Annotated in this window: 10 protein-coding genes; 3 read left to right on the forward strand and 7 right to left on the reverse strand. The window is 42.5% G+C overall.

Annotation, left to right across the window (positions count from 1 at the left end):
- The first annotated feature begins 22 nt into the window (after nt 1–22).
- The 3 genes from G6053_RS20210 (at nt 23) to G6053_RS20220 (ending at nt 5932) form a co-directional block, all read left to right on the forward strand.
- Complete coding sequence (locus G6053_RS20210) at nt 23–3091, forward strand: TonB-dependent receptor (RefSeq protein ID WP_108633142.1); 3069 nt, start codon at nt 23–25, stop codon at nt 3089–3091.
- Between the two features lie 19 nt (nt 3092–3110).
- Complete coding sequence (locus G6053_RS20215; protein WP_108633141.1) at nt 3111–4586, forward strand: RagB/SusD family nutrient uptake outer membrane protein; 1476 nt, start codon at nt 3111–3113, stop codon at nt 4584–4586.
- Nucleotides 4587–4732: 146 nt separating this feature from the next.
- Entirely contained in the window at nt 4733–5932 is a 1200-nt protein-coding gene (locus G6053_RS20220; protein ID WP_165308157.1) for an MFS transporter, read from the forward strand.
- Between the two features lie 183 nt (nt 5933–6115).
- Here G6053_RS20220 and G6053_RS20225 read toward each other — a convergent pair whose 3' ends face one another.
- The 7 genes from G6053_RS20225 to G6053_RS20255 form a co-directional block, all read right to left on the reverse strand.
- A complete protein-coding gene (locus G6053_RS20225; RefSeq protein ID WP_165308159.1) occupies nt 6116–10291 on the reverse strand; it encodes a two-component regulator propeller domain-containing protein in 4176 nt (1391 codons plus the stop codon).
- 62 nt (nt 10292–10353) lie between these two features.
- Nucleotides 10354–13047: a glycoside hydrolase family 88 protein gene (locus tag G6053_RS31055; protein WP_165308161.1), complete on the reverse strand. Its 2694-nt coding sequence runs from the start codon at nt 13045–13047 to the stop codon at nt 10354–10356.
- Nucleotides 13048–13134: 87 nt separating this feature from the next.
- A complete protein-coding gene (locus tag G6053_RS20235) occupies nt 13135–14322 on the reverse strand; it encodes an alginate lyase family protein (RefSeq protein WP_165308162.1) in 1188 nt (395 codons plus the stop codon).
- Nucleotides 14323–14341: 19 nt separating this feature from the next.
- Nucleotides 14342–16912 carry a glycoside hydrolase family 95 protein gene (locus G6053_RS20240; RefSeq protein ID WP_241254780.1) on the reverse strand — a complete coding sequence of 857 codons (2571 nt, stop codon included), beginning with the start codon at nt 16910–16912 and terminating at the stop codon, nt 14342–14344.
- A 4-nt stretch (nt 16913–16916) separates the two neighbouring features.
- Nucleotides 16917–19391, reverse strand: coding sequence for a glycoside hydrolase family 2 TIM barrel-domain containing protein (locus tag G6053_RS20245; protein ID WP_165308163.1), 2475 nt, complete (start codon nt 19389–19391; stop codon nt 16917–16919).
- A 36-nt stretch (nt 19392–19427) separates the two neighbouring features.
- Nucleotides 19428–20882 carry an alpha-L-fucosidase gene (locus tag G6053_RS20250; RefSeq protein ID WP_241254781.1) on the reverse strand — a complete coding sequence of 485 codons (1455 nt, stop codon included), beginning with the start codon at nt 20880–20882 and terminating at the stop codon, nt 19428–19430.
- Between the two features lie 447 nt (nt 20883–21329).
- Nucleotides 21330–22844, reverse strand: coding sequence for a RagB/SusD family nutrient uptake outer membrane protein (locus G6053_RS20255; RefSeq protein WP_165308165.1), 1515 nt, complete (start codon nt 22842–22844; stop codon nt 21330–21332).
- Nucleotides 22845–22861 lie beyond the last annotated feature (17 nt).

A 22861-nucleotide genomic window follows, 5' to 3' on the forward strand; every position in this document is an offset into this window, starting at 1 on the left:
GTACTACTTTACAAACTAAATTATGGCAAAATTAACCAATATCTCCTGCCTTTTGCTCTGCGCAACATGTGGCGCCAGCCCGCTGTTTTCAGTAGCCCAACAAGCAATAACCTACGATGGTTTGGTCAAGGATAAGCAGCTTAATGTTGGACTAGCTGGAGCTACCATAAGAACCTCCAGCGGAAAGTACACCTCAACAGATAACGAAGGAAAATTTAAGCTCTTGGCATCACCGGGGGATTCCCTGACCATCACCTCCGTGGGATATGATAGCTATCGGGTAGCCCTGACCAGTACCCCAACGCTTATTATCCCCCTAGTCAAGGCGGCAACCCAGTTGGAGGAAACCGTTGTCATTGGCTATGGTTCGATCAAAAAAAGCTCGCTAACCGCCTCGGTGTCAAAAATTGAAAATAAAAATTTGGACCAGGTTCCAAGCGCACGGCCGGAGACCGCACTTCAGGCTAGATTACCAGGATTAAATATCTCGCAGACCCGAAGTACCCCTGGTGCCGCTCCCGTCATACGGATTCGTGGTATAGGCTCAATTTCTGCTGGAAATGATCCGCTTCTGGTGGTTGACGGATTCCCCGGGGCGAGCTGGTCCAATATCAATGCAAATGATATTGAATCCATCGAAGTATTGAAAGATGCATCAGCGGCATCAATATATGGGTCACGAGCCTCTGGTGGGGTCATCATCATTACCACAAGAACAGGGAAAGCGGGCAAGCCCGTTGTACGTGCAAATGTCCTGGCGGGATGGTCACAACCTATCCTACATGACGATTTTATGAGCAGCCAAGAGTATTATGAAACCATTATTAAATATCAGAATCGGGAATACTTTTATGTAGGTGGCGATACCAGCCTCCCACTGTGGGGGGACTCACGCCGCCCGGCAGGCTACCAGGTGAATCCGGACATACTGAATGGTAACGACGTCAACTGGCAAAATGCAGTAACCAAAAATGCGCCTTTTCAAAGTTATGATCTTTCTGTAACCGGGGGTACTGAACAGACTAAATATTACCTCTCTGCAGTTTATAAAGACCAGCAGGGAACGCTGTTAAACACCTTTTTCAAGAGTTATGGCATGCGGGCTTCCGTAGATACGAAGATCAACGAACGGTTCCAGATCGGTGCAATGCTCAACCCAACCTATCAGTCAGCTCGCACCTCCCCGTTGACAATGGACTCCTACAATAAATACCCACCTTTTGTTGCGATCCAAAATCCGGATGGAAGCTACCCTAAAGCACGTGATTATTGGGGCTTCAACGTATCCTCACAAGCCAACCCAATGGGAATCTTGATGGGAACCAATAATCAGGGACAGACACTCAGTGCATTGGGCAATATCTATGCCGTCTACAAAATCCTCGATGGCCTGACATTTAAAACGACCCTGAATGCAAATATGTTTTACAACAATACGGATAAGTTTCAGGCTTCTTGGGCATCCAATACCGGACTTTCCTCGGGCAATGCCGCAGATTCCCGCATCATCACGCTGCTCAATGAAAACACGTTAAATTATAACAGGACGTTTGCTCAACATCATGATGTTTCTTTAATGGCAGGCGCTTCTTACCAAAAAGCTACAAGCCGAAATATCAATTTGCTGGCCGTCAACGGAACATTCAACAACAATATAATTGAAACATTAAATAATGCCTTGATCAATCCCAACGGAAGCAATACCTTAAAATCCGTCTGGGGAATGATTTCTTATTTTGGACGTGCAAATTACGCTTATAAAGAAAAATACTTACTCTCTGCGTCCATCCGTACCGACGGTTCGTCGCGGTTTGGACCCGATAACAAATGGGGGCTGTTTCCCTCAGCCTCCGCGGCCTGGCGCATTAGCAAAGAAAACTTTATGCTGGACCAAGATCTGATCTCAGACTTTAAATTGCGTGCAAGCCTAGGAAATTCAGGCAATATGAACATTGGCGATTTCGCTTATTTAGGCCTGGTCACTGGCGGATTATATACGGTAAATGATCAAACACAGAACTGGCTAGCACAAAGCAGTTTTGGCAATAATAAACTAAGCTGGGAAAAAACCAATGAGTTTGACCTTGGCATTGACCTGTCGTTTTGGACAAATCGACTTTCGATCACCGCCGACTACTACCGTAAACGTACAAAAAACCTGCTCTACCAAGTCTCCATCCCCGGTACAACCGGCTTTACCAGCTCTCTATCCAATATTGGCGAAATCGAAAACAAAGGTTTCGAATTTGATCTGAACAGCAAAAATCTCATTGGCAAATTGAAGTGGAACACAAATTTCAACTTCTCCATCAACCGCAACAAAGTGATTAATCTGGGCGGTGTCAATGAAAGGATGACGTCCATTTCCTATGGTATGAACTGGCTCCTTCGCGTGGGCGAGCCGATGTTTTCCTACTACGGATATAAACATATTGGCGTTTTCCAGAGTGAGGAACAACTAAACAGTTTACCGAAACTGACGGGCGAAAAGCTTGGTAATCCCATTTATGAAGATATCAATAAAGATGGTAAAATAACAGCTGACGACCGCAGCATCCTTGGTAACTTTATGCCTAAAAGTTACTGGGGGATGACCAATACATTTTCTTACCGCAACTTCGATCTTTCTTTCACCCTGCAGGCCGTAATCGGATCAAAAATGTACAATTTCGAGAATCAGTTTTATCAGGGTTCTGTATTGGGGAATATGAGAAAATCGCTGGTTGCCGGCTCTTGGTGGTCGCCACAAGACCCTGGCGATGGCCATACTCCAGCCTTGTCTCTGAGCCAACTAAGCTTTAACGCCAATTCGGACCTTTACATCGAAGATGCCTCCTTTTTGGCTTTACGTAATATCAATTTTGGGTACACTTTCCCGACAGATTTATCTTCAAAAATGGGCATAAAGAGTCTTCGGCTATTTACCTCGGTAAACAATGCTTTCTTGTTGACAAAAAAAGGTTTTCACGCCTACAATCCTGAAGGTTATACGGGTGGTGAAGTCGGTGGTATCAGCAGCACGCCCGGTTATAATGTGGGCTCTGAACCCATAAGCCGTGTGTACACCTTTGGATTAAATCTCAGTTTTTAATTATTAATGTGTGCCTATCATGAAATTAAACACAACAACCCTGCTACTGGCTTCAAGTTTGCTGTTCGGCAGCTGCACGGATGAATTATTGAACACAATTCCACCATCATCACTGACAGACATCAATTATTACAATGATGCCAACGATATGGAAAAAGCCGTCCTCGGTATTTATGCTAAAATGCAAAGCCGGAAGCCAAATGATTATCAGTTGCTGGAGCTTTGTTCCGATAATTTATATGGATCAACCAATACCGGTTTTGCGGGTATTCCTGAAATAGATGCATTGGCCATCTCTCCAACCAACCCTATCCTGACCACTTTCTGGCAGGAAAGCTATGCGGGAATTTTTAGGGCCAATGCCGTAATTTCGAATATAGACAAACCTAAAGATTATACCGTGAGCAAAAAAAATCAACATCTGGGCGAAGCTAAGTTTATGCGGGCTTTATTTTATTTTGATCTGGTCCGAACTTTTGGTGCTGTTCCTAAAGTACTTACAGCATTGTCGATTGACGAAGCCAGACAATACAAAAGAAGTGCTACGGAAGCAATTTACGATCAAATTATTCAGGACCTGAACGATGCGATTGAAAAACTTCCGTTAAAATCCGCTTTATCCAGAAATCGGGCAAGTAAGGAAGCAGCTCTTGCACTGCTTGGCAAAGTATATGTGGCAAAAAAAGACTGGACGAACGCTGAGACAGTGTTGCGACAATTTTTCACCAGTTATGGAGATAATTATACGCTGGTCGCTGATTATAATCAGTTGTGGTCACTGGAAAATGAGAACAATAGTGAGGTTCTTTTCAGCATTGGCTATACGGACGGTACCAACGGTCAAGACCTGTCTACAGCATTTGTTCCTAATGGCGGAATTTATAATTTGGTGTCCCGTGGTTCTGAGGTTGCACTCCCTTCCTGGAGTCTACATAAAAAGATTCAGACTGATGATAAACGTCTTCGCAAAACGATTGAATCAAATTATTTTTCCGCAGTATCAGGTGGACAAAATGCCATCTATTTTCCATATGCCTCCAAATTTATTGTCAAACACACGGCATTGGCAGCGGGATTGGATCTTCCCATTCTTCGATTGGCCGATATCATTTTACTGTATGCAGAAGCGCTGAATGAAAACGGCAAACTTGGCGATGCAATAACACAACTCAATAAAATACGTCAAAGGGCATTCGGAAATCAAAATCATAACTACAGCATTGATCAGCTGACGCAAAAAGACCAATTTGTTACCGCATTGCTCGATGAACGACAGATCGAGCTAGCCTTTGAATGCGAACGCTGGTACGATTTGGTCCGTAAAGGAAAAATGACGGCAGTGATGAAGGTCGAAGAACGTAATTACAATCCTTCCTCACAAATCGCTCAGAAAGTCACGTTATCACCCAAAGATTATATGCATCTTTTCCCGATTCCACAAACAGAAATCGATCTGGTCGGAAAGACCATCCTTGAGCAGAATCCAGGCTATTAAAACGCATATATAGCAATGTTGGCCATTGCCAGCATTGCTATCCTGGAAGTTTGCCGCACAGGCTGTTTGATTTTCACAATAATTTGTTTGAATTCTATATATTTTGTTTCCATCAATGGAATTATTTTTGTCGACAAATTATCAAGATGAAAAAAAACGCTAAACCCCGCCAATCTTTTATTCCGACGATACTGGCTTTTGCACTTGTTCCCATAACAGGGCTTGCTACTGACATCTATCTACCTTCGATGCCACAAATGGCTCTGGAACTCGGTCTCAGCGAAGGTCACATCCAGTTAACGCTTTCATTGTTTCTAATCAGTTATGGTGTCGCACAATTCTTCACTGGCGCACTTGTAGATGCCTGGGGACGATATAAAATTAATCTGATTTCACTGTTTCTCTTTGTCCTTAGTTTTTGGATAACCGCAACTACACATGATATCTGGGTCATTTACGGTATGCGTATTCTCCAAGGAATTCTGTCTGCGTTCGTTGTGATTTCGAAACGGGCCTACTTTGTGGATGTGTATGAAGGAGAGCAGCGCAAACATTACCTCAGTATTATGACCATCGTCTGGTCGATCGGACCTATTATTGCTCCTTTTATTGGCGGATACCTGCAAACACAGTTTGGATGGCGGTCTAATTTTATGGTTCTTGCCGTTTATAGCGCTATCCTTTTTGTGCTGGAATTGATCTTCTCCGGAGAGACGATCAAACAAAGAAAACCATTGCACATCAGCTATCTTATCGGCGAATTTAAAATGATGTTAAAGACAAATGACTTCACGTTCGGCGTATTGATGTGCGGGATATCTTATGGACTTGTTATGTTTTATAACCTTAGTGGTCCATTTTTCATCGAGCACCAATTGGGTTACGGGGCAATCACGACGGGGTACACATCGCTTATCATGGGATTGGCCTGGATGTGTGGAGGCTTTATTGGAAAAGCATTGATCAAAAGAGCCCTCCTCCCTAAATTGCGAATGGCAAATTTTATTCAGATCATCTTGGTGTTAGTCATGATTGTGGTCTCTCCCTATATAGCAAATTTATATACCTTGACATTCTTTGCGTTTGCCATCCATTGTACAGCCGGATTTATATTTAACAACTATTTCAGTTATTGTCTGGGCAGATTCCCCTTGTCTGCGGGGATTGCGGGCGGATTAGTCGGTGGAATTACCTACCTGGTCACATCCTCCTTAAGTTATGGCACTGTCAGCTTGGTCAACCCTTCGTCTCAGCTTGAAATCGGACTGGGCTATGCTTTATTTGCGGTACTGGGCTTGCTCACTCTTCTTTTCATTAGTAAGTTAGCTAAAACGAATAGGCTGTAATATAAACAGATAAAACTACATTGTAGATTTTAAGCCACACATTCCGATAAGGGTGCTATTTTATTTTTGGAATAAGTTTAAAAACAGTTATCTTTGTATCATCATAATTTAGGTTTATAATTGGTTATTGAAGGTTTTCATTCTCCCCGTTTGAAAACCTTTTTTTATGCGATACAATTTCTCTTAATTTTCTTTCACACTCAATTTTTCGATGTACGTACGCGGGCTTTCTTTATAGAATTTCTTAAAGGTCTTACTAAAATATTTTGGATCATTGAAACCGACTTGATAGGCAACTTCACTGATACTCAGTTCGCTGTTGTGTACTAATATGTGGGCGGCCTTTTTTAGACGGACCATATTGATAAATTCGACCAGATTGAGACCAGTTTGCTGTTTTATTTTGCGGTATAAAACGGATCGGCTCACCCCTATTGCCTTCGTCAATTCCTGTACCCCGAAGTTTTCACAGCCCAGGTTTTCCTCCACGATACCCAATACCTGATCCAAAAAACGCGTTCTTTCGGTTGTCTCTGTTCCCTGGCCTCCCAGCAGATAATTCTGCACAAACTTTTCTTCCAAACGTTTTCTTGTCTGTATAATGTTGGCTATTTTCTGAATCAGGTGTGGCATACTAAATGGTTTGGTAATATAATCGTCGGTACCAACTTCAAAGGCTTCAGTAATATAAGGATCTGCCGTTCGGGCAGTCAATAAAATAACAGGGATGTGGTTTGTGCTATTATCATTTTTTATTTGCTGCAACAATGTTATCCCATCGCAATTGGGCATCGTTACATCAGAAATAATAATGTCAGGTTGCCTCGTATGAACTAATGCCAGCGCCTCATTTCCGTCATTGGCCTCTAAAACCACATATTTCTTGCGTAAATTTTCAGAAAGGAAACATCTGAGTTCCACATTATCTTCGGCAACAAGAATAACCGGTTTTTCATCCGCTATGTGCTCCGCCTCGATATCGTTTTTTTCGTGATCATCCACCTGTTGATCCGTGTGTACGGTCACGTCGGATTCAGCCATATCTGTTAAAAGATCCGTGGTACTTGAGGTATCCATACTCAAATTCTGCTGTGGCAGACTAATCCGGAAAACAGTATTGTACGCCAGAGCTTCTTTTGCCATATTACTTTCAACAGTTAACAAGCCCCCATGTAAATGGATGATGGATCGTGACAATGCAAGTCCAATGCCACTGCTGGTGGCGACGATTCCGTCGGTATTTGCCTGGTAAAATTGTTCGAATACATGGGGAATATCTTTTGCCGGAATCCCTCTACCCGAATCCCATACGGAAATAAGTAGTCTGGTATCACCTCCAACATCCTGCAATTCGCTTTGTACTTTTATCCGTCCCCCCTTATCTGTAAATTTAAAGGCATTGTAGATTAGATTGACAAGTACTTTTTCAAACTGTTCAGGATCCAGCGTTGTCCTGTAATCGACGGGGATATTATTTTCGAGAAAAAACTGGATATTATTCTTTTCTGCGATAAAATGGAAGTTTAATAAAACATTTTTAAGGTATTCGGCGACCTGGACTTTCTGATAATTCAGTTTCATTTTTCCACCTTCCTGTTTTCGAAAATCAAGCAGCTGGTTAACCAGATTCATTAAGCGGTCAGCATTCCGTGTGGCATATCCCAAATGTTCTTTTGCGTACTCCGATAGGGAATGATCCGTTTTCAACTGGTTCAAGGGACCTATAATCAATGACAAAGGTGTACGGAACTCATGTGAGATATTTGTAAAGAAATTCAGTTTAGCTTCGTGCAATTCCTCTTGTTTTTCTGAAGCGAGCTTCCTAATCAAAAGGTCGCGTTTTAGTTTATTTCGACCATGAAAAAAACGAATAATCAAAAATACAACAAAGCCTAAAATCAAAAAATAACCGGTATAGGCCCACCATGTTTTCCATGGCGCAGGGAGAATCCTTATTTTTAATACCCGTGGCTTTTCATTCCAAATACCATCGTTATTGGATCCTTTTATCCAGAGTTCATAATTGCCCGGATCTAAATTCGTGTAGGTTGCTACCGGATTTGTTACGTAATTCCAATCCTGATCAAAACCTTTTAAATAATAGGCATATTGGTTTTTTTCGGGATGAACATAATTCAACACACTGAATTCTAAGCTAAATACATTCTGATTATGATCCAGCACCAATTCATCAATCATGGAAATATCCTTGGCGATTACGCCATCCACGTCAGGTCTGACAGTACGGTTAAACAATTTGAGATCAGTAAACTGTATTGGCGGCACATAACTATTCACACTCAGACTATCGGGATTGAACAGGGTAAAGCCGGAAAAACTACCGAAAGCGAATTTTCCGTTGCGTAGTATGGTGGCTGCATTTTGAATATACTCATTCCCCGGCAAGCCATCCACTTTTGTATAACTTCTAACACTCCCCGCTTGCGGATCGAAACAGGTAATCCCAGTGTTGGTACTCAACCATAATTTGTTTTTAAGATCGCTCAAAATACCAAAAACATTATTTATTGGTAGACCATTCTGTTTATTGAAACGCTTAAAGGCTTTCTTTTCGGGTAGATACCGGTTTAAACCACCCATATAGGTTCCAATCCAGATTTGTCCTTTTCTATCTTCATGAATACTGATAATATCATTACCACTAATCGAAAGGGAGTCATTTTTGTGATTCAAAAACGATACGAATTTATCGGTACCTGCTATTTTAAGATTTAGTCCATTAGAAGTGCCGATCCATAAATTACCGCTGGAATCCTCCATGAGTGCTCTGACCATATTTGAGCTCAACTGTTTACCGGCGACGTTGAAGGTCTGGAAATAACCGGATTTTTGATTTTTCCGCTGTACCTGCAAACCGCCACCAAATGTTCCGATCCAAATATCGCCCTGGCGATCTTCCAACAGCGCATAGACATTATTGTTAGCCAGCCCATTTGCCGCATTTGGATCAAAACGAAAATGTTCGTATACCTGCTGCCCCTTGCGTCTCAAATTTAATCCACCATCATAGGTACCGACCCATAAATTTCCCTCCCGATCGCGACAGATAGATTTCACATTGTTATGGCTTAAGCTTCCAGCATTATTTTTATCGTGTCTTTCATTAAAAAATGAACCATTATATCGGTTAAAATAATTCAATCCACCACCTTCTGTGCCTATGACTAGTTCTCCATTCGGATTCTCCAAAAAAGCGCTGACAACATTATAGCTCAAGCTATTTCTTCGGGACTGATGCGTAAAATTTTGAAAATTAGGTATATCCTTATCATAGATATTAATTCCGCCAAAATAGGTTCCGATCCAAATAGAACCTCTTTTATCCTGAAAAATTGGTCGAATAGAGTTGTTACTTAAACTATTGGGATTATTATCGTCAGCCTGTATAAATAATAGCTTTCCATTTCGATACAGATAGAGACCGTTGAATGTTCCAATCCATATGCTGCCATCATCAGCCTTCTTTAGTGAACGGACATCTTGGTTTGCTAAATTTGCAGTCTGGCTATCATGCCCCATCAGGGAAGATACTTCGCCCGTATTTTCATTGATTATTTTTATTCCATTATATTTTGTTCCCACCCAAAAGACTCCGGGAGCAAATTCCAGTACAGCCTGAAATCGCTGATTTACTTTATTAATCAATCCTTTCTGATTGAAATAGGTGCGTAACACTTTCAACCTATTGCCGCCTCTAGAAGCTGACTGCATGAGTACAATTGCATCATCTGTGCATAACCATAATCTTTTCTTCCCGTCTTCGTAGATTGTTCTAAAATTCCTAAAATACGAACGCCCATTGCTCCCTTCTACCGTAATCTCATTAAAAACAAGCTCAGCCTCCAAATGAGCTCCTTCCTTTATCCGATATAATCCAACATTTGTTGCGACCCAAATTAGGTCTTTAGAATCCTGGAAAATCTGATGCACATTTACTTCTATTTTCCCACTGTTGCTCTCTACTACGGGCAAGGAGATCCGCGCAAAATTATCTGCATCACGATTGTATAAGTTAAGGCCGCCTGTTGTACCTACCCAAAGTCGTTTTTTTTTGTCTTCAGTGATCGCCTGTATAAAATTATGCTCTAAAGAAAGACTATCCTGCGGATTGCTTCTATAAATTGTAAACTTGCGGCCATCATATTTATTCAGGCCGTCACGGGTGCCGATCCACATAAATCCCAAGTGGTCCTGTTCAATAGCAAAAACACTCCCTTGCGATAAACCTTCGTTTACATCCAGATGTAAAAAACGATAGTTCTTTTCCTGTGCATGAGAAATAGAAAAGGTAATCAGTGAACTAAAAACCCAGAGTATATAAATACGCAATGGCATCATAAGGAATATAATTGAAATGGATAGGCTAAAAATAATCATTCCATTTTATAAAGCACCAATAGTTATTTATTTAACCTATCGTTTAATTGTTGCTCATAAAGCGACTCAATCTGCATTTTTTTGTTTTGATTTTCCCAAAATCCAATGGGCCTATCTTTAAATCTTCCGGGGATTTTTTCGCCGCTTACTCCTATTGCAAAATTTTGTCCTGATGCCCAGGGTCGCTGTACCGCCGCTCCCCGGACTTTGCAATTCCATAATACCTGTGTGACTCCGGCCCAGCCGTGCCCACTTCCCCAGTTGCCCCGGTCCTGAACATTAATTTCGCCATCGGTCGTAATCTGATCGTACAAGGTACCTACAGCCCAACGATGATGTGGACCAATATCCGCGTGCGTATCCGTTGCAGCAGATATACTAAATACATTTGGCCCCAATGTTCTCGCCCCAGTGACGTAATCATGCCTTCCTTCTGTGGTATATAATTGCGTAAACAGATTGAGCTGTCCATTGTTATTGAAAGAGTACCGACGCCCCCCTGTAATTTGAGATTTAGCATCAAGACATTTTGACCTGATGACTGTTGTCTGTTTTGCTAAGGGTCCCAAGCTTACTGCCGCATAGCCGAAATAGCGAGCTGTAATGTTGCGCACCCAGGCATTTTCAACTTTATCAAGCTCAACGGCTATCCAGCCATGATTTTCGTCCGTTTCATCGGTAAATTCGGATTCAAAACGTAGATTTTCAACCCCTACTTCCTGAATACGTCCCGGAAACTTAAAAGGTACGACCGATACTTTACCAAACTGCGGATCTATGGCCATAACGACCGGATTATCCAAAAACAACGTATCTCCGCTAATGGCTGCTATAACACGTTCAAATTTCAATTTATATTCTTTGGTTGTCCATTGTTTTGTTCCTTCCCTTGCTATAATTTGGTCCATTTTAACTGCTTTAATCCAGGCCGCATTGAGTTCATAAGAAAGAAGTATTGATGCCCCTTTCTGAAAATCGCGACTGTCGTCCACAACGACATACTTACTTCCGACGGGGATATATATTGACTGAACCACATGTCCTTTAGCCTGGTCTTCGACATAGTTTCCGTCACCAGAAATTTTCAATAAGCTACGTTGTTGCTTTCCCGTGGCACGCAATAACGTTTCACCTTCGGCAGCCCCCTCTCCTCTCAACACAATACCACTCGATTTGATCAGTAGACTTCCAGGTATATTGTAAATTCCTTTTTTCAGCGTTATCGCCCCTCTATATCCGTTTTTATCAAGGGGTTTGTTTGAGATTTCATCGATGGCACGTTGTATCATCTGCTGATCAGTTCCATCTGCTGTAGGATGCAATGAAATAGTGCTGGCTACAGCTGGGAGCGGTCGATTTCCTTGGTGATAACCAACCCGACTGAAATCAGGGACCATATTTCCCTTATCATCCGGAAAATAGATGAGTTTACCTTCGGGGTCTTTTCGAACCAGGCTTGACTGTGCCCGTCCCGAACGCAAGTTTTCCTCCCGAAGCAAGGCTTCTAAAAAATAGTAATCTGCGTAACTTAATGGCTTATCTACTTCGGTATTGGAGGGTTTTGACCCGGTACTATGCAGTAATATAAACCCTTTATTTTTATTTGGAGGGGACATATAGTGGTCAATCAGATTAGACATTATTGTCCGCGCTTTGCTCAAATAATCTTTCCCCTGATTGCTAAATGTACTCAGCTCCAATAGTCCCGACGCGATCACGGTGGCAGCTGAAACATCCCTCGGTTCATTTGGAATATGAGGTGCATCGAAATCCCAGTAAGGGATTAAATCCTTGGGCATACGTGGATGGCCAAAAAGCCAATGCGCGACCTTTTCAGCTTGCTGCAGGTATTTTGGATCACCGGTCTCACGATAGCACATGGTATAACCATAGAGTGCCCATGCTTCTCCCCGAGCCCAGGTAGACTCATCACTAAACCCTTGATGTGTATTTTTGTGCTGGACTTCACCTGTTGCAGGATTATAGTCAATAACATGATAGGTACTATAATCCGACCGAAAATGATTTTTCATCGTTGTGTTTGCATGACTTACAGCGATATGATAATAGCTAGAGTCCCCGGTCAATTTTGTTGCTTCAAAAAGCAATTCCAGATTGAGCATATTATCAATAATGACCGGAAAATCCCAACGGTGGCTATTATGATCCCAGGAACGGATGCATCCAACCTTAGGATTAAATCGTGTTGCCAAAGTTTTAGCGGATTGGATAATGACATCCCGATAATGTGTATTGGCAGTAAGGCGATAACCGTTACCAACACTACAAAAGATTTTAAAACCCATATCATGGGTCTTCCCATTATATTGTTCGTCTTCTATTGAGCTTGTCAATTCGCCCGCCAGTTCTTTCCATTTTTGTTTTCCGGATTTTTCATATAAATACCATAAAACCCCGGGGTAAAAACCACTTGTCCAATCGCCTCGTTTAACGGCCACCAGCTCGTTATTTTCAGAAAGCGTACGTGGGGAAGCTAATGTGGAATCAACTTTTTTTAGCACCTGCAGTTCCTTGTAGAGCAGCTGCGACTGTCGATCCGCAAGATCCCAGGCTTTTTTCAATTGCTTTGCGCTCTGCGCTTTTGTTTCCTGAATACCAAAAAGGATAGTTGTCAAGCCCAGTATCGAAATGATAAATCGTCTTTTTCGGATAAAACGATTCGAAACATCAATATATTTTGATAGCAGTGTATTCATATTGAACATGATATTACATTTAGGTTTGTTTAAGTAAAAGGTTAATCGGTAAGATTTACACGCCGGAATAAAATTATTATCCCTGCATTACAACCATATTAAAGGATTACGGATAGGCAAGTTGCGAATGACCTCTTCCTCCTTGGGGTTATGATCCAGTTTAGCCCAAAGTTGCAAATAGGTACTATCTTGGTAAGCATTTGCAGCAAAGACAAGGGCAGGTTGGGCGACAGGCCATTGCTCCCAATACATCACGTCCTTTTGATAAGGCCATTTGTTCTTATCACTGATATAAGGTATCATAAAATCCACCCCTTTTTTGATGGTACGTCCATCGGGTAACATATATTGCCACAACGGTTCATTTGTTGTTGACAGGATATGGCAAATCATGGTCATGGCATCTAGATTAAAGAGGGAATAGCCAAAAGGCTTGGTCCGTTGGAGCTCTCGCGGAAAGCTACCATCTTTTTCCATCTGGCTAGGTAATAAAATTTGCTGGTAGCGTTCAGCACACATCTTGAGCAAAGCCGTATCCTGCACTAGACTGGCAAAGGATGCGACCTGCATCACCCAACAGGTGCCATGATTATTTGCCGCATTCATTTCATCTTTACCATATTGGTGTTCTGTCAACCAGCGCAGATATGTCGCAAACCAACGATGTATGGCATCTTTGGTCGACTGTGGAAAGTTTGGATCATTTTCGAGCACTTTGACACCCTGCGCCACTTCCATTAAATGAACGGTATCAATAATGCCTATACCGCGACCTGTAAATCGACCTTTTACAGCTTGGGCATACAGCAGATTTGGATTCATCATCGTCTCCGAGTCGACAAACCAAGCTTGCAAATGAACCAACGCCTGCTGCACATATTTTTTATCCGGATTTAAACGGTAGGCCGAAGCTAGGGCGCCGATAATTCGGCTAAAACGGATCATGGCTTTTCGATGGTCAACAAAGTTGGCTGGATTACTCATACCATCCCGTTGGACATAGAGGCCGCCCGCATCCATTGGATCTGGCCACCAATAGTCGCCTTCCGAGTAAAAGTCATGGATACCACCGCTACTTCGAACTGCAGGGTAAGCCGTCACAGTCAAGGGCTTTTGCTTCATGGCCCATTTTGATTGCTTTTTTATAATAGGACGCAAAACCGTCATAATTTTACTCTTGAAAGATCCATTGGGCTCATTGGCCTCAGCGAATAGGGGGAGCAGCACAATCCCAATACATGTGCAAGCTAGTCTGAAGATTGATTTTAAATTCATTTCCTTAGATTTATATAAGCTATATCGGGATAATTCGGTACTCCTTGCCCCTGACTGTTTGAAATTCAATTTCAAAATTTTCTTTGGTTGATAAAGGCGATAATTTTTCGCGGTCAAGGATATGGTATTCTAATGAACTTGGTTTGTATAGCAATTCATTTTCAGCCCCATTGACATTATTCCCACTCGTCCCAATTACTTTCACTGGCATAGAGGTGCGCAACTTGCATATTCCACCTATATTGGAAACGATGCGTGCCTCTTGCAATTTATTATCCTTCCAATCGATGTCTACCGTAAAGTTTCCTCTTGCTTTAATTCCCTTGATATGCCCTGTTGACCACTCATCGGGCAGCGCTGGCAACAGATGAATAGCACCATCGTGACTTTGCAAAAGCATTTCAGTCATTCCAGCTGTTGCGCCAAAATTGCCGTCGATCTGAAAAGGGGGATGTGCATCAAATAAGTTCGGATAAGCACCACCTCCGCTCATCTGAGCGCGATCCAGTTTGGGATCAATAAAGTTCAACGCATCCTTAAGAATTTTATAAGCGTGGTTTCCATCCTGTAATCTTGCCCACCAATTTGTTTTCCATGCCATCGACCAACCTGTGCTCACATCACCCCGCAAAAGCAGTGATTTTTTTGCTGCAGCAGCCAATTCACTATTTTCTGTAACGCTAATCTGGTTGCCCGGATAGAGTCCAAAAAGATGCGAAATATGCCGATGCTGATCTTTGGGATCATCCCAATCTTGAAACCATTCTTGCAGTTGACCATACTGTCCCACCTGATAAGGGTATAATTTTGCAGTCGCCTGTTCCAATGTCGATTTAAACTCAGTGTCGATCTGCAGTACATCGCAAGAGCGAATAACCGCAGTAAATAGCTCGCGGATAATGGCCATATCCATCGTCGATGCCATGGTCAATTGATATTCCTTTCCTGCTATTTTAATTGTATTTTCAGGCGATGTGGAAGGATTTGTTATCAAGTATTTGTTAGCAGGATCAGCGATCAGCCAATGCAACATAAACTGAGCCGCCCCCTTCATCAGTGGATAGGCTTTATTTTGGAGAAAAGATTTATCCCCTGTAAAACGATAATGTTCCCACAGATGTGTGCTGAACCAAGCAGCGGCCATTGGCCATGCAGACCATCGCGGCATACCTTTAGGGTCCCAGTCATACCCTCCCGGAGGAGAGGTCTTGGCCCACAAGTCCGAATTATGGTGAACTACCCAGCCTTCCTTTATGTTGTAATTTACGGCAGCAGTTTTCGCTCCATTGACGGCCAGTTCCTCCATAAAATCAAATAGCGGCTGATGGCATTCAGACAGGTTGGTATTTTCCGCCAGCCAATAATTCATTTCGGTATTGATATTCGTGGTGTAATTACTTCCCCAAGGCGGCTGTACATGATCATTCCAGATGCCTTGCAAATTGGCTGGTCTTCCCCCTTGTCTCGAACTAGCGATCAGCAGGTAACGTCCAAAATGATAATACAAAGTCAGTAAATCCAGATCCGTAGGGCCTTTTGAAAATTGCATAATCCGCTGATCGGTCGGTAAATCCGCATGTGTTGAAGTTCCAGCCAGTTCAAAATCTACCCTGTTAAATAGCGTTCTATAATCCTTCTGATGATCAGCAAGCAGTGTTGTAAAGTTTTTTACCGCGACCTGTTTCATTAAACTGTTAACTGTCGCCTTTACATCTTTTCCAGCTTGGCTCGGTGATTTGTCGAAACCATTAAAACTGGTCGCTTCTGTCAGTAATAATAGCACCTCATCAGCACCAATGATACGAAGCTTATCCTTTTCTTGCTGTACCTTCCCTCCTTTTGCCTGTACTTTAACACGCATTTCGAAAGTCATCCCCTTTCCCTCAATGCTATCGTAAACCACCTGTTTAGGTTCGTAATCCCGATTGGCCACAAAACTGGGAGCTTTACCCAAAAGGCTTAGTACATCATTGCCGAGTGCCGAAACGGTACTTTTCAGTTTACTGGTCATGGACAGATCGAAAGTGATCGATTTCGTTTTATTTGCTTTTAAGCGAATGACCAAAGCTTTGTCCGGATAGCTGACAAAGCTTTCTCTTTGATATTGAACACCTTTATACGTATAACTTACGGTACTCACCGCCCCTTCCAAATCCAAATCCCGCCGGTAAGCTTTCACCTCTTTCTCCTCTTGATGAAAATCCAGCCACAGATCACCCATGGGTAAATAACGTGCTGAATAAGGGCCTTGCATTTTCTTCCAGAGCACAGCAGCCTCTTCATATTTCCCCGCTAAAATAGCTTCACGTACTGATGGTAAAATTTGCGGACCATTGCGGTTGTTTCCAGCCTCAGGTTCGCCCGACCACAGGGTATTATCATTAATCTGAAAACGATCCCTGTTCACCCCGCCAAAAACCATGGCTCCTGTCGTACCGTTACCCAATGGTAGTGCTTCCTCCCAATATGCAGCAGGTTTATCGTACCATAGTTGGCGCTTCTTTTGTTTATGTTGTGCATAACCACTGGTAGCAATGGCCATTATCCCGAGCAAAAGAAAAAAGTTCAAATCAGTGTTTAATTTTATCATCTCCCTATTTTTCAATTGTCAATAACGTACTTTTTGATTCGTCCATCCGTCCGGACACAACTGCTGTTCCTTCGGATAAGCGAAGCCGTATCAAGGCTCTTCCATTGTATGCCTGTACTTTTCTCGCCCCTATGGATGTTCCCTGATCAATGATCAGCTCACCATCTCCTGTAGCATCAAAATAGATCCAATTTTTGGCATCCAGACAAAGAATACCATCTTTATCCAATACCTTGGCCTGTACGGTTATGATATCATCTTCCCGTGCAATTTCTTCAACCTGTAATTTCGCGGGTTTGCCCCAACGCTGTGTCTGATACACTTGTTCAATTTGATCTATCATAAGCTCCTTACCATTTTTGGTAACAGCTTTGATCTGATTTTTTCCCTCACGTAACTTCACCATCCAACGTAATCCGGCAGCAGGAAAATCTTGGCTATTTCTTTTCTTTATCCCCTGACTTTCGCCATTGACAAATAATTCGACTTCCTTTGCATTAGAATATACTTTGACCATCTTTGCTTCATCTGGCTCCCCCCAACGAACAGGCCAAGAGTGTCCATAGATATGCAACATCGGTTTTGAAGTCCAATACGATTGAAATACATAATAGGACTCCTTCTTCGTAAAATCGCGTTCGACAACACCTTTCTGGTTGACATAGGGAACCGGATTATCTGGCCGAACAGGTGTCGAAAAATCTTTGAAGGGCCAATATGCGGTACCCGTAAGCCAAGGCATGGTTTCCTGCTCCTTGAGGTGCCAATCGATCAAATTACAGATATAGCTTTCACTCCAGTCCCCATCCTTGGAAACTCTTGCAGCACCACCCACGAGGGATGCATCGCCAGCCCGTTCATCGGTGGTACCATCGCCTTCTATTTTAGCTAGTGCACGATCCGGATCCTCGGCATGGCGGCGAGCATGGCTATCTCCGCCCCATTCCACATGAAGAAAATGTTTGACCTTTTTCATTTCCTCTGCCGAGGCCGTTTTATAGTCTGTATACACTCCACGATACCAACCAGCCCAGATAGAGGGTGAATACACATCAACAATATCTTTACAAAAGTCACAACGTCGTATGGCTGTTTTTCGACTGGGATCCAATTGGTGGGAAAGTACATGCAATTCACGCATAAATGTCCTGATTTTCTCTTTGTCGAATTCGGGGAAATCACCGGGCCAATCATTTTCATTACCGAGGCCCCAGATAATGATCGAAGGGTGATTATAGTGCTGCTCAATCATATTTGTCAACATCCGCTTCCCTTGTTGCTGATAGATTTCACCGCCCAAGCCACCGCGACACCAAGGGATTTCCTCCCAAACCAAAATACCAAGACTATCACAGGCTTCGAGCACCCTGCGGCTTTGTTGATAATGCCCCAACCGAATGAAATTGACGCCCATCTCTTTCATCATCGTCATTTCCTGTAAAATCTGTGCATCTGTCATTGCCGCTCCTACAGCAGCATGATCTTCATGACGATGCGTGCCCCGAAGCAAAAGTCTTTTCCCGTTTAATAAAAAGGGGCCATTATCTTTAAATTCTACATGTCGGAAACCAAAAAGGCTCTCTTCTTCACATGTCTGTCCATTGCTTTTGACGATGGTTACCAAACGATACAAAGCGGGATGATCTGGGCTCCACAATTCAGGTTTTTTAACCGTTAATTTTCCAAAGTCAAGAGATCCTTCCACCGAACGAACAACTGGTGTCTGACTCAGTAACAATTTACCTGAAGGATCATAAAGCTGTGTTTCGACATCAAAATTTGAGCTGTTGGATGGTGTTAATAGCCGACCACGGATTTGCAATACCCCCTGTTTTCCATTGACATCGACAGTGGGACTAACAAAGACTTTTTCTAAGGCTGTCTGTGGTACATATTTCAAATTCAGATGGCGATAGATACCACCATATAGGTTAAAATCGGATAGGTCTGAGGGAATCATTTCGAGGTCACGCGAGTTATCGACCCGAATTGAAACCGGTATCTTCCCTTTAAACTGTGTTTTATAGGCTTCCGTTTTTTTAAACTGTTCGACAGCCTCAGTAATATCTACTGTCCATTCGTCATAGCCACCGACATGTTCCCCAACCTTTTGCGTATGGATATAAACCGTAGACTTTTGTCCTGCACCTTCAAAATGAAGCAATGTATGACCATTTGGATAGGGATTTTCAATGGTTAATGTCTTTCTATACCAACCTGGGCCCTGATAGTAATTTACAGCTGGATCAACAGCATCTAAAGCATTATAACAATGAGGCAAACTAACTGTTTGCCATAGGGGAACGGATTCCGGATTACCAGCTCCGACCGGTCGTACAGCCTCCCAAATCCCTCCGAGATCACTCTTCAGAAAGTCCCATTCTTGGTCAATGCGTCTTGATTCCTGCGCTTGGAGTTGTAAGGCGCCAAATCCCAATAGCAGTGTCAGTATCTTATAAAATTTATTTTTTGTTATCATTAATATGCTTCTCTTTTCTTAATCTTCAGATCTGGGTTATTCATCCAAGGCTCCGGTTTTCATTTTCTTTGCTGTGGCGGTCTTCTCTTTTTCTAGTTTTCCGGCCAATTCAATTTTGATCACAGTTGCGACAGGATCAATTGCCTGTTTGGCAACCTCAATTTTGATCGCATCAGACTGCGATTTCACTTTAAGCTTTTTACCATTCGCTAAAAAACTGGCTTTTAAAACCTCGTTCTTTATTGGAAGAACGACCGTTCCATCTTGCGGCCAGTCAAATATGGTCAGGTAAAGCAAGGTTTTGTCTCCCTGTTCCTTCATTGTGCATCTTCCCCACTCAAAAGGTTGCAGCGGACTGCTTTTGGTTGCGTAAATTGCTTCACTGTTTATTTTCATCCACTTGCCTATCGTCGCCAACCTATCTATGCTTTCCTGCGGAAAGCTTCCATCGGGTTTCGGGCCGACATTGAGCAAATAATTCCCGCCTTTTGATGCGATATCAACCAAATTACGGATCAATGTTTCTGCCGGCTTCCATTTCTGATCAGACGTACGAAAGCCCCAGGTTCCGTTCATAGTCATACAAGTTTCCCAATGCTTCCCTTCCAATTCGCTCCAATCTGGAATTTTCTGTTCTGGCGTCTTTGTATCACCCGGAAAATTTGGTCTTTTCAAGCGATCATTGGTAATAATATTGGGTTGCAGGCGCAGTTGTTCCTGTAACATGCTTGCCGCTTCATCGGTCATATTTGTTGGTGTATCCCACCACAAGACGGAAATATCACCATAATTACTCAAAAGTTCTTTCACCTGTGGTACAGATACATTTTTGATATAGTCGTCAAAACTCGCAGTTTCTTGCTTTGGGTCCCAATGGCCTTTATGTGCTAAGGTATAGGCATCTATTTTGGCTGAATCCGGATTAGGCCAGCCTTCGCGCATGAGTTTTCGCGCAGCTGAACCTCCGGGATTATTCCAGTCTTGCGCCTGTGAATAATAGAAACCCAATTTGATTCTATACTTTTTACAGGCGGCAGCCAAAGGCTTTAACAGATCCTTACCATAAGGAGTCGCATCAACCATATTCCATTTGCTGGTTTTGGTTTCGAACAATGCGAAACCGTCGTGATGTTTGGCCGTAATAATGAGGTATTTCATGCCAGCATCTTTCGCCATCCGCACCCATTCGTCGGGATTATATTGTAGGGGATTAAACTGGCCTGCCATAGCCTGATATTCGTCAACAGGGATTTTTGAACGGTTCATAATCCATTCCGCTCCACCCCGAGCCTGTTCATGACCACGATAGACACCGCCAAATTGTGCATATACGCCCCAATGGATAAACATCCCAAATCTGGCTTCCTCCCACCATTTCATCCGTAGACTATCAGGTAACTTATTTTCCTGCGCCATTGAAGCGCCACTTGAGATTCCTGAGACCAGGAGGATCAGGAATAGAATTTTGTACATCTTGAGTTTAGTTTTCATGCCTATAATGGTTATATTTTAGAAACCTTTTGTCTGCGTAAATTTATCATTGGGTTAGGATTAGTCGCAATTCGTTTATTCAGCACTTTTCCGTCTACTGCAGCAACTGCTCCCGTCAAATTGCTCTTTTTCCTACCGTTTTGGTTATCGGTGCTATCATAGTTGTCTTGGTTTATTTGGTTATTTAACTCAATAAATGAAACCAAAGATCAAGAATAGCCCCCGTCCAAGCGGGGTATTTTTCGTTCAAATAGGTGGAAAAAATGTCTTTTTCCTTGATTTATGACAGAATTGAATGGATTTTGAAGAAAATTAAATTTTCAATCGCTGTTTCTTTGTTGACGATAGCATAAAAATGCGATGTCTATACTCAAAAAGAAAATATCAACCTATTTATAAGTTGATATTTTCTTTCATTTAGCTTCAAAGTAGTCTGATACTAGTATTTTAATACCCTGGATTTTGGGGGAGTAAATTTGTATTACGTGCGATTTCATCCTGAGGAATAGGCATCAGCGCATGAAAATCTTTTACTTTTGGCTGGCTTTCATAGGCTCCCTGCCTAGTAAATGCATCCACTACTTGTCCCCAACGTTTGATATCATACCATCTTTTCCATTCAAAAGCTAATTCAACACGACGTTCTTCCTGCACAGCTTTTCGAAAGTCTGTCTGCGACATACCCGTTGCCAGGTCGGCAGGATAATTCTGTACTCCCTGTTGTGTATATCTTGCTCTAGCCCGAACCGCATTTATATAGGTATATGCTTTCTCTGTCGGTCCACCTTTACTTTCGTTTAATGCTTCAGCTGCCATTAAAAGAACTTCAGCATAGCGAAAGATAACATGTTTGATATCCGAATCCGAACCATCCGCTCCAGCATTCGTACCCGGATGCAAACACCATTTTGCTGTATGTATACGAGGCCATTTCCATTTCTGATAAGGTGTCATCACTCCTTTTATCGGTGTTCCGGTCAGAAAACTAATTTTCTTTCTGTAATCTTGATCAGAAAAACTACCATATACGCCAGTTGATGGTACAAGAACGCTCCAACCCAACATATCAGCGTCCCGCACACCGGTCATCGGTGCCGTATAATCTTGATTGGATGAATTTTCTCCGGTAATTCCGCCCAGAAAATCAACGACCCAGACATGCTCAGTCTGAAAACCAAGATCAGCATCCCATAGGTTATTATAATCTTTGACCAAAGCATATTGGTATTTGTTTGCATCATTGATGACAGCCTCAGCCATCTTAGCGGCATCATCCCATTTTTTCAAGACCATATAGACCGATGCCAACAACGTCTGAGCGGCTCCTTTGGATGGTCTCGCTTTGTTGTTATTAGCATAAGTATCTGGCAAATTCACTATCGCATATTCGCAGTCGGCAATGATATGCTCATAAACCTTTGCTGCCGGGGTTTTGCTGATTGCAATTACTTTGCTTGGATCACTGACGAATTCACCTATATAGGGGATATCTCCAAATAGCTGAACCAAGTGATAGTAATATAAAGCCCGAAGTAACCTTGCTTCGGCAATGAGTGCAGATTTTTTAGCCTCATTCATTGTAACGGCCGGAATACCATCTATGGCGGCATTTGCCGCGCCAATACCCAGATAAGCGGTTTTCCACACAGCGAGCAGATCCTGATTGCTTGCATCATGTGTAAAACTGTTCAGCTGAATCCGACTAGACTGCGTACCTATATCAGCAATATCAATGTCATCCCCCAGCAATTGCAGTACCATGGTCAATCGCCGCCCATAAAAATCGGCATTGGCTAACAGCCCATAAATCCCCATCACTGAAGCTTCTGCATCCGCTTCCGTCTTAAAATATTGCTTGGGATCCAAAATACTTACCGGTTCCTCGTTCAGTTTGGTACAGGAAAACAGGCTGGTAAAACACAGCGTCGTAAGTATAATACGATATATCGTTATCTTTTTCATTAGCATAAATTATTATT

It is taken from the genome of Sphingobacterium sp. DR205, from assembly GCF_011064245.1.
In the GTDB taxonomy this organism is placed as follows: domain Bacteria; phylum Bacteroidota; class Bacteroidia; order Sphingobacteriales; family Sphingobacteriaceae; genus Sphingobacterium; species Sphingobacterium athyrii.